Origin of the sequence: Shewanella sp. SM55 (genome assembly GCF_025654025.1) — a bacterium.
Lineage (GTDB): Bacteria > Pseudomonadota > Gammaproteobacteria > Enterobacterales > Shewanellaceae > Shewanella > Shewanella oncorhynchi.
Genome location: NZ_JAKKRS010000016.1, coordinates 107,544 through 122,497 on the forward strand (window position 1 = coordinate 107,544; position 14,954 = coordinate 122,497).

12 protein-coding genes and 1 pseudogene are annotated in these 14,954 nt (G+C 44.1%); 3 read left to right on the forward strand and 10 right to left on the reverse strand.

The genetic code is table 11. The features are described 5' to 3' along the window. Positions 1-18: 18 nt before the first annotated feature. The 7 genes from nfuA to L5L91_RS18325 form a co-directional block, all read right to left on the reverse strand. Positions 19-597 (reverse strand): Fe-S biogenesis protein NfuA, encoded by a 579-nt coding sequence (nfuA, locus tag L5L91_RS18295; protein ID WP_168827206.1) that lies wholly within the window; start codon positions 595-597, stop codon positions 19-21. Between the two features lie 239 nt (positions 598-836). After that, the gene (gene urdA / locus L5L91_RS18300) at positions 837-2,585 is read right to left on the reverse strand and encodes a urocanate reductase (protein WP_168827204.1); all 1,749 of its coding nucleotides are present in this window, start codon (positions 2,583-2,585) and stop codon (positions 837-839) included. Positions 2,586-2,677: 92 nt separating this feature from the next. Then, positions 2,678-3,442, reverse strand: a complete 765-nt coding sequence (locus L5L91_RS18305) for an outer membrane protein OmpK (protein ID WP_263237378.1) — start codon at positions 3,440-3,442, stop codon at positions 2,678-2,680. Between the two features lie 174 nt (positions 3,443-3,616). Further along, the gene (locus L5L91_RS18310) at positions 3,617-4,861 is read right to left on the reverse strand and encodes a sensor histidine kinase (RefSeq protein ID WP_263237380.1); all 1,245 of its coding nucleotides are present in this window, start codon (positions 4,859-4,861) and stop codon (positions 3,617-3,619) included. After that, complete coding sequence (locus L5L91_RS18315) at positions 4,848-5,525, reverse strand: response regulator transcription factor (protein ID WP_219251885.1); 678 nt, start codon at positions 5,523-5,525, stop codon at positions 4,848-4,850. The genes L5L91_RS18310 and L5L91_RS18315 overlap by 14 nt, the downstream gene beginning before the upstream one ends. A gap of 2 nt (positions 5,526-5,527) precedes the next feature. Then, positions 5,528-6,274: a helix-turn-helix transcriptional regulator gene (locus L5L91_RS18320; RefSeq protein WP_263162431.1), complete on the reverse strand. Its 747-nt coding sequence runs from the start codon at positions 6,272-6,274 to the stop codon at positions 5,528-5,530. Positions 6,275-6,451: 177 nt separating this feature from the next. After that, complete coding sequence (locus L5L91_RS18325; RefSeq protein WP_263162434.1) at positions 6,452-7,234, reverse strand: ComF family protein; 783 nt, start codon at positions 7,232-7,234, stop codon at positions 6,452-6,454. 32 nt (positions 7,235-7,266) lie between these two features. Here L5L91_RS18325 and bioH point away from each other — a divergent pair, with 32 nt between their 5' ends. Both bioH and L5L91_RS18335 read left to right on the forward strand, forming a co-directional pair. After that, positions 7,267-8,061, forward strand: coding sequence for a pimeloyl-ACP methyl ester esterase BioH (gene bioH / locus L5L91_RS18330; protein WP_212599493.1), 795 nt, complete (start codon positions 7,267-7,269; stop codon positions 8,059-8,061). Positions 8,062-8,122: 61 nt separating this feature from the next. Next, positions 8,123-8,680: a hypothetical protein gene (locus L5L91_RS18335; RefSeq protein WP_173248241.1), complete on the forward strand. Its 558-nt coding sequence runs from the start codon at positions 8,123-8,125 to the stop codon at positions 8,678-8,680. Between the two features lie 99 nt (positions 8,681-8,779). Here the strand turns inward: L5L91_RS18335 and L5L91_RS18340 are convergent, their stop codons facing one another. The 3 genes from L5L91_RS18340 to greB all read right to left on the reverse strand — a co-directional run bounded on the left by L5L91_RS18340 (position 8,780) and on the right by greB (position 13,992). Next, positions 8,780-10,744 carry an LTA synthase family protein gene (locus L5L91_RS18340; RefSeq protein ID WP_263237382.1) on the reverse strand — a complete coding sequence of 655 codons (1,965 nt, stop codon included), beginning with the start codon at positions 10,742-10,744 and terminating at the stop codon, positions 8,780-8,782. 218 nt (positions 10,745-10,962) lie between these two features. After that, the gene (locus L5L91_RS18345) at positions 10,963-13,326 is read right to left on the reverse strand and encodes a Tex family protein (RefSeq protein WP_263237383.1); all 2,364 of its coding nucleotides are present in this window, start codon (positions 13,324-13,326) and stop codon (positions 10,963-10,965) included. Between the two features lie 162 nt (positions 13,327-13,488). Further along, entirely contained in the window at positions 13,489-13,992 is a 504-nt protein-coding gene (gene greB / locus L5L91_RS18350; protein ID WP_105250662.1) for a transcription elongation factor GreB, read from the reverse strand. 365 nt (positions 13,993-14,357) lie between these two features. On the opposite strand from greB, the pseudogene L5L91_RS18355 reads away from it, so the two are divergent. Beyond that, a pseudogene (locus L5L91_RS18355) lies at positions 14,358-14,792 on the forward strand (transposase); the annotation flags it as partial. Positions 14,793-14,954: the final 162 nt, after the last annotated feature.

Here is a 14,954-nt window from a genome sequence, read left to right on the forward strand (position 1 = left end):
TCAGCTTAACAAACAAGATTAAGCGTAAGAATGTTCACCGTGTTGGTGATCTGTCACGTCACGTACGCCAGTCAACTCACTTGGGAACATGTCTAACAATTGTTTTTCGATACCATCCTTCAGGGTGATATCAACTTGAGAACAACCATTACATCCACCGCCGAACTGCAGTACGGCTACGCCTTCTTTGGTAATTTCAACCAGCATGATATTACCACCATGGCCAGCTAACTGAGGGTTAATTTCAGATTGGATCACGTATTCGATACGCTCGACTAAAGGTGCATCACCAGACACTTTACGCATTTTTGCGTTAGGTGCTTTGAGCGTGAGTTGTGAACCTAATTGGTCAGTCACAAAATCGATAGTGGCATCTTCAAGGAAAGGTGCACTCTTCTCATCGACCATAGCATTGAAGCCAGTGAACTCGATTTCAATATCATCACTTTCCACTGCATCCGGTGGACAATAAGACACACCACACTCGGCTTGCGAGGTACCAGGACTGATCACAAATACGCGAATATGAGTGCCTTCAGGTTGATCTGCTAACAACTTAACAAAATGGGCTTGAGCCGCATCGGAAATGGTAATCATGAAAACCTGCTCCGTCAGGGGATACCTGAGTGTTTTAGTAAGAATTAGCCGTATGATACTCCGACTCACCTTCGCTTTGTAGTCCTTTGGATAGCAAGTTTATGGATTTTTGCCATAGCGATCACGATTTATTCATCATAAACAAGCTTTAAACGAATGTGTTGTACGCGAGTGAACTGCATCATTTACAAACAAAAGCGACCCAATTGGGTCGCTTTAAGCCAGACATAAAATACAAACTATTTAGCCGCTTCTTGTCCCGCGATACGACCAAAGACAATGATATCAGTGTAAGCATTTCCACCGAGTCGATTGGTTCCATGGGTTAAACCAGTCACTTCACCCGCAGCAAACAAGCCCGGAATCACCTTTCCTTGTTCATCAAGTACACGAGTACGTGTATCAACCGCTAGTCCACCCATAGTATGGTGCACAGAAGGTGTCGCTTTTAAAATCCAATAAGGTCCTTTACTTAAATCGACTAATCCTGAGCGATGATTAAAGGCTTCATCCTTTCCTGTTGCGGCATAACGATTAACGTCTTTAATCGTTGATAACAACTTGTCTTCAGGAATATTAAAGACTTTAGCGGCTTCTTCTAGGGTGTCGACCTTATACATTAGCCCGTCTTTTGTGAATTCCTTCAGTTCACCTTGATGCATTTCAACAGTATGGGCAACATCTTCAATAGCTTGGTTCCAGAGCACATAAGTATAACGGCCTGGTTGGGCTAGAATGGCCTGTGAAATCACATCTCGGCGTTCCAATTCCTCAACAAAGCGCTCACCATTCTGGTTGATTAACACCGCACCAAAGAAGCGAGAGTCTGCAATCAAGGCAATCGCGCCCGAGGTTGGGCTACAAATAGGATATGACTGGATATATCCCATATTTTTAGCTACTGCATGTATTTTTTCTGCCATCACAATACCGTCACCAGTACCACCTGAATGACCAGTGCTGCCATAACGTTCATCTAACTCTGGGTTATATTTTTTACGCATTTCCATGTTAGACGAGAAGCCACCCGTGGCAATCACAACACCGCGTTTTGCATAGTAGGTTACCGTTTTGCCATTATGAATCGCTTCTACACCCACAATTCGGCCCGTTTGATCTTGAATTAACTTTTCAGCCTTAGTATTGGTATGAATTGGTAAGCCTACTTCTTCAGCTTTAATAGAAAACTTGCTGATCACCTCTGCTCCGGTATGACCTTTAGGGATTAGCGCACGTTTCACGCTGTGTCCACCAAACTGAAATAATTGATCTGGGTAAAATTCTACTTTGACGTAATCCCTTAACCACTCAGCAGCATCAACCGCATTATCGACCATGGTCTTAACCATTTCAGGGTCACCTTTGAAATCGCCGCCTTTTAGCGTGTCGCTAATAAACAGCTCTTTGCTATCGGTCACCCCCATATTTTTTTGCACCCAACTACCGGCCACATTCATCTCAGCGCCAGAAATCAAAGAATTACCGCCGATAATAGGCATCTTTTCAATAATCACTGCACTTCGTCCCGCAGTCATAGCCTCTAAACCAGCACTGAAACCTGCACCACCCGAGCCAATAATCACCACATCATAGGTATATTCTGCTGGTGTTAATGCTTCATTTTTTTTAGCTGAAGCGACAGCAACTAACGTAACACCTGCGGCTTCAATACTTTTACCCACGGCTTCTTTAAGCGCTTTAGACGTTACGGTTGCGCCTGCAATACCGTCAACCTCGATAGAGTTATTATCAATAATCGCCTGTTTAACATCTTTAAATACGGCACCAGCAAGGACCTTATTTTCCTTTTGCTTTAGTACATCAATCGCCACAATGTGTCCGTCTTTGAATGTGGTTTCGACCTGCACTTCGCCATGCTTGCCTTGAGCGGTTCCCTGGCTTTTTACTATTTGATGGGTAACTTGACAGCCGACAATAATTGCTGTTGCCGTTGCAGCAATACCAATAATGGATTTTTTATAATGCATTACAATTCCCTTATTATTTTTGATAAAATTTAGAACAGCACCAAATTAAATGAGATTCTACTTATCAAAATTTCAACCTATTTGATAAACTGTTAAAACTGATAACCAACAGATATACCGTATTCAACCCCATCATTATATTGCGAACCCCAGCTATCATAATGAGTGAAATATAACTTTGAAAATATTGAATCCGTGAGACTTGTTTGTAATGTTGTAATTATCTGATGGCCATAGCTGTCATATGAAAATAATGCTTGATGCGCTGCATCCCTATCAATTTGTGCTTCATAATTCAAACTTAAACTATGTTTTAACCCTAGCAACTCAAATGGGTACTTTGCATTTAAAACCACGGCATAACCTGACAGACCATTAAACTTCTCTGATGTGGGGGAAAAGCTACCAATGGTATAATTTAAACCGACACCATAGTTTAGTGATAAATTTTGAATTTTTGCATTATGGGTAATACCTAAGTAAAGATTATCTTCAACTAGCGTTTCACTCGCAGAGATAAAGTTCTGAGTCCAGAAGTTGAACTGCGACTCTCCCAGCTTATTTTCAAGTATCAATAATGACTTAATGGTAGTTTTACCATCAAGGTTCTTCTGATTTTCCGCGATTTCAGCAGGGTTTTCGAGCTTAAGATTAGCAAAGTAAGTACCCCAATCAGCAATTCCTAAATGATTCAACTTTACAAAAGGTTGATTAAAAACACCTGGGTTATCATTTTTTGCGTCACTGGTATAAAACTTATAACCTAAATCCACGCTCGTTTTATTCACATCAGCATATACTGAACCACTAAAAATAATTGCACTGACTAAAATAGATGCCACACTTTTTTTACACATAGAGCCCCTCTCAACCATGTATTCTAGGAAGTATTTTAAAATACTTATCGACCAGTAAACTTTATATAATAAAGTTACTACGAATAGCATGATGACTATGTGATCTAAGCCCAACGGCGCTTTTGCATTTTAAAAGTGTGTGGTTTAATGCAGTAAATTTACAGCTCCTATTACTTAACTGTTAGATATTTCCAATCTAGCGACAAATACATTATTTGCAGATGAGCTAGTAAAAGTCCAACCCAGTTGATTCGCGAGACGTTTCACCAGTAAAAGCCCTAAACCAAATCCATGGCGGCCCTTACTATTGTAGGAATTGGTTATTGCTATACAACAAGCATCTTGAGTAATGCTAATATCCATCCCACCATGCTCAATACTATTCCTTAATAAATTGCTTAAGATTATTTTTAGCGGATGAAGCTGAACTGGCAAGCAAGTATCATCACACAATAATTGAATTTTTTGCTCATAACCATGTACCCGTTGCTGCTCCTCGATAATACTGGCAAGTAAAGGCGATAATGCTACGTTTTCCTTTTCTAGGTTTGAACACTCTTTATTAGTTAACCATAGTAGGGTTTCAATGAGTGACTTCATTTGATTGGTCGCTTGGGAAGCATACAGGGTTGCCCCCTTAAGCTCACCTTGTTGTAATGCGAGGATTTCGAATGAAGATTGGCATATGGCGACTGGCGTACGTAACTCATGACTAGCAAAACGTAAAAAATTGAGTTCTCGCTGCTGAGCCTCCTGAAGTTGTAAAATCGAGTTATCTAAAGCATCAACAATTGCCTTTAATTCAGCATATTCTTGTTCTGGTAAACTCAGTTTTCCTCCTCCTTCCCAATCATGTTGTTTAATCGCATGACTAATTTGATGAACAGGCGTAATCACTTTACTTTGCATATAAAACGCTAAACTTGCACTGGCACAAAAGGTTATCAAGACAAGCAGCAAGATCGCCGTCATATTTTTAGGGGCGAATTGCAAATCATGGGTAACACTAAACTGCAGCCAAACGTATAGCGGCTGGCCAGTTTGGGTGTAGTACACACTTAACGCGTTAACAATGGGGCCTTCTGCATGCTCATAGAGAATTTTGCTCGCATCAGTTAAGACTTCATTGTGACTTAACTCACGAATTTGCAGCGGAATATCTAGCCAATGAGGATAGACAGTTAAGTTATCGGTTTTTAGAAGTGGTTGATGAAGTAATGATTGCTGAGTTGGCTCCGCCATCTTCAGTAATGCTTCGGCCGCTTGCCCTGCATTGTGCATTGTGACCTCATGCATAGAAATCATACCTGCACACATCATGCAAAGCGGGATAAAACTATTCACGCCTAAGGTTATTAATAGAAAAATAACTCCCCACACTTGATAGCTACGCTTGAGGCTAAGTTTAGGCGCTTGCATTGATATCATCTCTAAGGCTTAAACCAACGCCACGAATCGTATGTAATATTTGCCGTTCAAAGGGGCGATCGATCACTCGACGTAAAAGATGAATATGGCTGCGCAAGCTATCACTATCAGGTGTACTGTCGGGCCAAAGCATTCGCTCAATCTCTTCTCTACTCACCGTTTCTGGACTACGCCTAGCTAATAAAGCCAGGATCTGCCATCCGGTTTTAGACAAAGCCAGCTGTTGCCCTTGCCGATACACCATGTGGTTTGCAAAATCGATTTCTAGGTCGCCAATAGTCAACCTTTGGGGCGCGGGACGACGCTGAGCAACCACCTTCAATCGCGCGACCAGTTCCTCCATTGCAAATGGTTTTACTAAATAATCGTCCGCGCCCACAGCAAACCCACTCAAGCGATCATTCAGACTACTACGTGCAGTTAACATGATTACTGGTGAAGTAATGCACTGTGCTTTCCAGCGTTCACACGCTTCAATCCCATCACCATCCGGCAAATTTAGATCGAGAATAATAGCGTCGAACTGCTGCTGACTAATGAGCATATCCGCTTGTGCCAAGTTGAAAGCGTAATCACACTCTATACCACTCAATTCAAGATATTGAATGATGTTGTTAGAAAGAAGTCGATTATCTTCAACCAGTAATATCAACATTTTTAAATCAACTCATATTGATGGGCTAAATGGATTAAATTTGCTCTATTTGTAGCCCCAAATTTCTTACGCATGGATTCCATATGATATTCAACTCCTCTGACACTTATCGGGAGCTGAGTTGAAATTTCGTCGTTTTGAAGACCGTTTGCGACCATAAGTAGGATATCTCTCGCATTATCTTTAAGCAGAGAGCTTTGTAGAAATGGATTGAACAATTGTTTATTACATTCAAAAAGCTTGTTTTGAGCTTCCTTTAAAGTGTCTGCCAATCCCTCTAATACCACCTCCGAAGCACTAAGATGGCTAAGTAGTATAAACCGGCCTGCCCAATGACGATTAGAGTGGCATGAGATGGGCCAGCTCAAAACACTTTGAATATTATGCTTACTAAACAGTAAGCTGGTCTTATCATTTTTTTCACTCGTGAATCTATACATATAAGATTTTGAAGTATCCAATGAAAAACCAAAATTGAAATCATGGGAGGCTATCTGATTTAAATAAAAATGCTGTAATTCAGCTATGACATGGGAAGAAGCTATGCTGGCGATAGGTTTTCTTAGTGCCGTAGGAGAGAACAGATTGGTATCTTTTGGAAAGTGATAATTTTCATACGCACAATGTGGAACTCCTTGAAACCAGAAACCACAAAAACCATGTAGCTTTAAAGAGTAGTTTATCGCCTGAATAACGTCCTTCAGCGTTGATGCCGTATCTGCATTTGATCGCGCCAGTTTAGCGTCCATAAATACCCTCCAAACGAAATAATATAGGAAGGTATCTCAATACAAAAAATAAACAAAACCCATTGATACAGATACTTACATCTTGTCGCAAAATTAAAACTTATTCATGTTTACGCAGTATTTTTGACATAATTTTGACATACACAAAGATATAATGGAGCAATGCTTTTAACCTTTTTAAATATCATCCAACAAGCCTGGCGCCTCAGCCCTTGCCAAACACCATACTTGAACATGCACATAACGCGCTTCGAATAAGCGAGCAATTTCAGAGACTGTAGTGCCAGTGGTGACCACATCATCCACCAATGCAATACGCTGGAACGCAAAATCATCCGCTAACATAAAGGCATCATGTAAGTTGCGTCGTCGCTGCGCCCCCGAAAGCCCCGCCTGCGGTCGAGTGTCTTGTTGACGCGTTAACCCTTCGCTCACTAATGGCAGTTGCAAGAGCTGCGATAAGTCATGGGCAATTAACCACGCCTGATTAAATCCCCGTTGTTGCAAACGTTTTGGATGCAATGGAACTGGCACTATCGCTTGAGGCAGCGAGATTAATCCTTGCTGTTCTAATACCTTAAGTCGTGCCACTAAGGCGCGACACAGCACGGGCAAAGCGGCAAGTTGACCTTGATATTTAATCGCACCAACCCAAGCACCCAAACCTTGATGATAACTACAAGGCGCAATGACTTTACGTGGCTGACGCTTTTGGCATTCACCGCAATAATCGACTTCTATTTGCATCGACTTACCGCAACCTAAGCAAATAGGCCCATGATATAAGCCAGATTGAAGACAAACGGCGCAAATGCCAGTCTCGGGAAGTGATATGGATTGGTGGCACAGCAGGCAACGGTTAGGTAAACTGCCCGCCAACCACCTTGTACCGAGTTGATAGCCTAAACGCATTACCCGCAAAGCAGATTGCGACCAAATCCTTTTGACAAAGTACGGCATACATTCACCTAATCCATTTTTGAGGCACTCAAGTGAGCCAAGTGACATCCACAAACCAAGCAAATTTGCATATTGAAATCAGCGGCCAAGGGCCAGATCTGGTGATGCTTCACGGTTGGGGAGTGAATAGCGCTGTGTTTACGCCATTACATGAGTCACTGTCTCAGTATAGGGTGCACTATGTAGACTTGCCGGGCTTTGGCCATAGCCAAATGGTTGAAGGTGGCCTATCAACCTGGGTAGATACCTTGGTCGCTGCATTGCCTGAACACGCTATTTGGGCCGGCTGGTCACTCGGTGGGCTCGTTGCGACTCAGGCAGCGTTAAGTTATCCACAAAAAATCAAAGGCTTGATTACTATTGCCTCATCCCCTTGCTTTATGGCAAGGGAGGACGAAGCATGGCCGGGCATTCCGCCACAAGTCCTCAATCAATTTAGAGAACAACTCGGCCAAAATTTACCTAAAACTATAGAGAGATTTCTGGCGATTCAAGCCATGGGTAGCGAAACCGCCAAAGAAGACATCAAACAACTGCGCGATCTTGTCCTCGCACGCCCTTTACCCAATGCCAGAGCCTTAACTCAAGGCCTAAATATGCTGACCGACGTCGACTTAAGGCAGCAACTGATAGAGTTGCAACAACCTTGGCTAAGGATCTGGGGCCGACTCGACGGGCTAGTACCCAAACGCGTACCACCTAAAATGCCCATCACAGCTCAAAGTGAGGATGTGATGCTCGCCAAAGCCTCTCACGCGCCCTTTATTTCCCATCAGCAGGAGTTTTTGCAGGTATTTATGCCTTGGTTAACGTTACAGACACGTTAACGCTTTATCTTTGAGCGATTAATGACTAGTATTTAACCATTAATGTGCCAAGGAATTTCCCATGTTAGTTGTCAGTAACTACCCCCAAGTCCCGCTAGCGACCAGTAATGTCGCGACGGACTCGGCTCGGGTCGACAACCAACTGAAACCTGTGGTCATCCCACCACAAGCTGCAACTAAAGGTCACGAAGAACGCGCCTTTAATCCACAGAATGAACGCACTGCGGATCAAGCTCAACAACAGGCGAAAACGCTCGAGCATAATCAGCAACAAGTTCAAGAAAAACAGCAGCAACAGCAATCCTCACAGCAACAGAACCAACAACAGCAAGAGAAAAAAGCGCCCCTTGTAGTGGCCGAGCGTGTTTTACCTAAAACGCTAAAAATTGCTGCAAGAGGCCAAGCGGCGCTGCAACGTAAGGATATACGCTTAAAGGTCAGTCAAGGTGCGGCAAATTATGCCAGCAGTAACGCCAAAGCGAATACCAGCAGTACGGCAAGGCAATCGCTTCAAGGCGAATCGAGTCAATTTTATCAACAACTTGGGCAACGCATTAGTCAGTTCTATCAACAACAGACTCAGCCAGAGCAAGAATCTATTATGTCGACGTGGATTTAACCTATTCCAATCGTATGAATCCGTTTGCGCACAAAATTAACCTGAATGATAAACAAAAATGCCGCTAAAAATAGCGGCATTTTCCATTCTGTTTAACGCTTATTTAGGCAAACGATACAGCTCTTGCTGGTAGGCCAAACTGCCCCACAATGCCCAACTTAAGGCTTTCTTCTCTAGCGCTGCAGCGGCTGGCGCATAAGGCGTTAACTGCTCAGTTTTTTCATTGTATTCGAAACCTTGAGCCGCTTTTTCTGGCTGCAGGATCACTACATCTTTACCTTCCATCAGGGCAAAGTTTTTATCGTATTGCATTAACGCGCGTCCAGGCCAATCATCGCTGACTTGGGTCAAATCTCGGCCCAGCATAGGATAAGAGTCTGAAATACCAATCAATGATAACAGTGTTGGCGGTAAATCAATCTGGCTCACAATACGATGATCGCGTTTTGGTGCAACATTATCCCCAAGAATTAATCCCGGAATACGAAAACGTGACACTGGCACCAGATCCGCGCCACCCACTCGACTGTCATGGTCGGCAACCACGATAAAAATCGTGTCTTTCCAATAGTCTGCGTTTTTCGCCAATTTGAAAAACTCACCAACCGCATAGTCGGCATATTTCGCCGCATTATTGCGAGTTTGCTTAGGTTGTTCATAAAGTTCGATACGATCATCTGGGAATTCAAATGGATCATGGTTACTCGAACTAAACACCAAACTAAAGAAAGGCTTACCTTCACTATGCAGACGCTCAAACTCACTGTTGGCCTTGCGCATTAAATCTTCGTCTGACGCGCCCCACGAACCCACGAAGGCCGGAGATTTGTAATCTTTCTGATCTATAATGTCACTAAAGCCGTTGCCCAAGAAGAAGCTACGCATATTGTCGAAATGGCTCTCACCACCATAAATAAACTGCGTGGTATATCCATGATTTTTAAGTAATTCAGCAATACTGAAAAAGCCAACTTGGCTCTTACCTAGCTTCACCACAGCGCGAGCTGGCGTTGGCGTAAAACCTGTTGTCACGGCTTCGATTCCGCGTACAGATCGTGTACCAGTAGCGTACAAGTTATCGAAATACCAACCTTCTTTAGACAAGGCATCGATATTCGGTGTCAGGGGTAACCCACCTAAACTGCCGACAAAACGGGCGCCTAAGCTCTCTTGCAGTAGGATCACTAAGTTCTTTGGCTTACCAGTATAACTGGCTTGGTTAAAGCTCAGTGATGGGATATCCGTTGAAGTAAAGGCACTTTCAGGGCGACCACTTTCCTGCCTAATCGTTGCAATAACCTCCGCGTTATCTAGCTTGCCATACACTTTAGAAGCATCTTCTTCACTATCCATCTGCTTGATGGCAAACACCAAGGAATAAGCAGAGTTAATCACTAAAGAGTTCACCAATGGATCGTCAGCAAAGGCCACCAGAGCGGGGTTAAGCGGACGATGACCCAAGGTTGAACGGGCACCTAATATCGTAATTGCGATAACGATTAACGCTAATACTGGACGCCAATACCAGCGTGGAAAGCGCAGGTTTTTCGTCAGTTTACCGCTGAGAACCCAACCGCCCCAGAGTGTACCTATGGTTAATAATATTGAGAAAATAAGCTCAAGCTTACGACCCGCCCACAGCATAGAAAGCACTTCTTTCGGGTAGATCAGATATTCCACATACAAACGATTCGGACGAAAACCGTATTCTTCAATAAAAGCGGGGGTCGATGCTTCTAAAAACAGCATTATCCACAGACCGACGGTTAACCACACCCGTAAAATCGGCTGCCACAGACGGCCAATAAAATGATCACCTGAAAATAATGCGGTTCCTAAGGCAGCAATACCCCATAACCAGCACAGGGTAGCGATATCGACGCGTAAACCTTGAATTAAGAGATGCGACCAACCATCCACAGCGGCCACGCGATCGGCTTGCCACAGCCCTAAAGCGATACGGCTCCCGGTGGCAATGAAAAGCACTAATAACGAAAAGATAAAGATGGCGCGAAAAGGCCCATGGGCATTGTTTCGCCCGCGAGGTGATAAACCAGATTGCATGTGTTACCCCAAAACGTGTAAAAAGAGCCACTCTGCTTTGGAGTGTCAATTTGAAAAATCGGTGAATAAGCTGTGCTATGACAACCGATTTTGCTTAACGTTGCATTAAATGCCGACTTTATATTCCCTAAGACGACATTTATGCAACAATTTTGTGAGTAACAGGTTAAAAAGTCGACTCGGACATGACGTATGTCCGAGTATTAACATTACAGCGTCTACTTTTTCAGCTTAGCGAAGGCATCAGCAAAGGCATTGCCCATGGCCGCGTTTGCTGGCGCTTTAGGTGCTTGCTTTTGCGCAGGACGCGCAGCCGGTTTCGCTGACTGCGGTGTTTTACCATGATTAGTTCTGGCAGGATTGTGCGGTCTTTGCTGCGGCTTGCTTTGGTCGATAGCTTCATCCAAACGCATGCTCAAACCGATGCGGCGGCGCTCAACGTCAACTTCCATCACTTTGACTTTCACCACATCTCCCGCTTTCACCACAGTGTGCGGGTCGCTGATGAACTTGTCGGTTAGAGAAGAGATATGCACGAGTCCATCTTGATGTACGCCAATATCAACGAAGGCACCAAAATTAGTCACGTTGGTCACTACGCCTTCGAGTACCATTTCAGGTTTCAGATGTTTAAGTTCTTCAACACCATCTTTAAACTTGGCGGTTTTAAACTCACCGCGGGGATCGCGTCCAGGCTTATCCAGTTCGGCTAAAATATCTGTCACCGTCGGCAAGCCAAATTCCGCCGTAATAAACTCTTCAGCCTTGATGCTGCGCAGTAAATCTGAGTTACCCATCAGGCTCGCCAACTCTACTTGCTTAGTTTTAGCGATAGTTTCCACTAGCGAATAAGCCTCAGGATGCACAGACGAGGCATCGAGTGGATTGTCCCCTTCTCGAATACGCAAAAAGCCCGCTGCTTGCTCGTAGGCTTTAGGCCCTAAACGCGGTACTTTCAGCAGCTCTTTACGATTCTTAAACTGACCATTGGCATCGCGATAATCGACCACGTTTTTCGCTAACGTCTTATTTAAACCAGCCACTTGTGACAATAACGGCACTGAGGCCATGTTGAGATCTACACCCACGCCGTTTACACAATCTTCCACCACGGCTTCCAGCGAACCCGATAATTGGCTTTGACTCACATCGTGTTGATATTGACCGACACCGATAGACTTAGGCTCAATCTTCACCAACTCGGCTAATGGATCTTGCAAGCGGCGGGCGATAGACACAGCGCCACGAATCGACACATCAAGATCAGGAAACTCCAACGCCGCCAATTCCGATGCAGAATACACAGACGCACCCGCCTCACTGACCATCACTTTGGTCAAATGTGGATGGGTATCTTTCACTTCGGCAATCAGCTCAGCAGCCAGTTTGTCAGTTTCCCTTGATGCAGTGCCGTTACCAATCGCAATCAGCTCAACCTTATGCATTTTGACTAAGTTAGCCAAAGTACGGATCGACTTTTCCCACAGATTTTGCGGTGCGTGTGGGAAAATAGTCGCATGGCACAACAACTTACCTGTGTTATCGACCACAGCGACTTTAACACCGGTACGTAAACCAGGATCGAGTCCCATGGTGGCTTTCGCGCCCGCAGGAGCGGCCATCAATAAATCACCTAGATTACGGGCGAAAACTTTAATCGCTTCGGCTTCAGCGCGTTCGCGCATTTGCGAAATAAACTCAGTTTCCATCTGCAGGGCAATCTTAATACGCCATGTCGCCGTCACCACGGTTTTCAACCATTGATCAACGCTGCTATCGCCTAATTTCAGCCCTAAATGATCACAGATAATCACTTCGCAGTAACTACCTTGGCCCGCTTCAGCGGCTGGATCGGCATTCATAGATAAGGTTAAGAAACCTTCATTACGCCCACGCAGCATAGCCAGTGCACGGTGTGATGGGATCTTAGCTAACTGTTCTGTATGCTCAAAATAATCGCGGAACTTCGCGCCGTCTTTCTCTTTGCCAGCAATTAAACGGCTTTCTAACACACTGTTTTGGCTTAAATGCTCACGCACTTTACGCAGTAATTCAGCATCTTCGGCGTAGCGCTCCATCAGGATATAACGCGCGCCCTCGAGCACAGCTTTAACATCTGCAAAACCCGCTTCGCTATTGATATAGCCTGCCGCGGTGGTCTCGACATCTACGCTACGATCAGCCAGTAAGGCCTCGGCTAATGGCTCAAGCCCAGCCTCGATAGCGATTTGGCCCTTAGTACGACGCTTAGGTTTGAAGGGCAGGTATAAATCTTCGAGGCGTGTCTTACTGTCTGCCTCGTCAATCGCCCATTGTAATTCTGGCGTTAACTTACCCTGAGCTTGGATGCTAGACAGGATCACTTGGCGTCTGTCGTTCAGCTCACGCAGGTAACCTAAACGCGTGTACAAGGTACGCAGTTGTGTATCGTCTAAACCGCCCGTTGCTTCTTTACGGTAGCGGGCAACGAAGGGAACTGTCGCACCATCGTCAAGCAGAGTGATGGTTGCGGCAACTTGTTGCTCACGAACATTCAGTTCTTGAGCGATAATCTGAGCGATGTTATGTGCATTAGTTTGCATAAATAAAGTGTCGTGCCTAACTGTAAAGTAAGTCGTTATTGCGCCAAAGATACCACAGGCGCCCCGTATGTTTCATGCTAAAGCCTAGGTCAAATCAGAGAGTTTGATCTTTCCCGCAATCCCGTGACTACCGCCGCTATTTTAACAGCGGCAACTCTGTGGTTAATTCGCCTCGCTGGCGAGAGTAGTTTCAAAAGGGGTATAACGGATCTGATTGATATACCACTCTTTTGGACCCGAGGGCGTTTGCACTAGCACCTCATCATCCACTTGCTTGCCGATTAAGGCACGCGCCATGGGCGAGTCGATGGTGATATAGCCTAATTTTGTATCGAGCTCATCTTTACCGACGATCCGATAACGCACGCGATCACCGGCTTCATTTTCAAGCTCAAACCAAGCGCCAAAGAATATTTTGCCTTCCTGCTGCGGCGAGTAATCGACGATTTTTAATTCTTCTAACCGCTTAACTAAGTATCTGACTCGGCCATCAATTTGTCTTAACAAACGCTTGTTGTAGGTGTAGTCCGCGTTCTCACTACGGTCGCCCTGCGCCGCCGCTTCTTGGACTTTAAGGGTGATTTGCGGCCGATATTCTTTCCACAAATACTTCAATTCTTTATCTAAAGTTTGCCACCCCTGACGGGTGATCAAATGCGCTTTCATACTCATTACTCAATCGTTGGATTAAACGACCACAATTGATGCGGGATAATATATTAGACTGATGATACTCAGACTGGACGCTAAAGTTAACTCACTAAATCATCTCTGTGCATAATGGCTTTTAAATCACCTCTTTCACTGATGCCAATTTAGTAACCATTTCAGCTTCGATCGACTGATACATTACTGTTTTCTATCAATATCAATATCAATCCAATAAATACAATAGCTGTATTGCCCATCATTAAGCTGGCGGTTATTGCTGGTCAGCTTGGGCTATAAAAGAGCTTTGTTTCCTAAATCGATTGAACTAAAACACTGTCTGCTGATCTGATCAGCATAATCCACTTTCTTCACTATCAATCGTGCCAAAACCTCACGACAAAACCACTCACTGGAAACGCTATAACCAAGCCTTGATAAACCGTGGTTTGCTTACCTTCTGGATTGATGAAGAGGCTATCGCAATGTGGAAAACGAAAACTGAGCATTGCAATAAAGGCGTCCCCGCTTGTTTAGTGACCTTAGCTTATTACCACCGGATGGTTAAACATGTTTTCTCTATGCCGTTGCGAGCCCTGCAAGGCCTTATCAATTCAGTGCTTAAACTAGGCGACATCCAACTATCTTGCTCTCATTACACCTATATCATCAAGCGAGCAAAAAGCGTAAATATCGCCTTCAAAACCAAGACAAGAAGCCCCATTGAACACTTTGCTATCCACTCGACGGACTTGAAAATCGATGGCGAAGGCGAGTGGAAAATTAAAAAGCATGGGACAGATGGGAAGCGCCGAGTGTAGCGTAAACTGTAGATACGTATAGCCACGCAATTTAGCCGTAAGCTTTCAGAAACTTTATAGTTCAAAGAAAAAACCAACGACCACTAATTATAATTTAACCTAATAAATGACTTTTTAAATAATTAACAATTTTCTTAATAAAAATTTAAGCAGCTAATA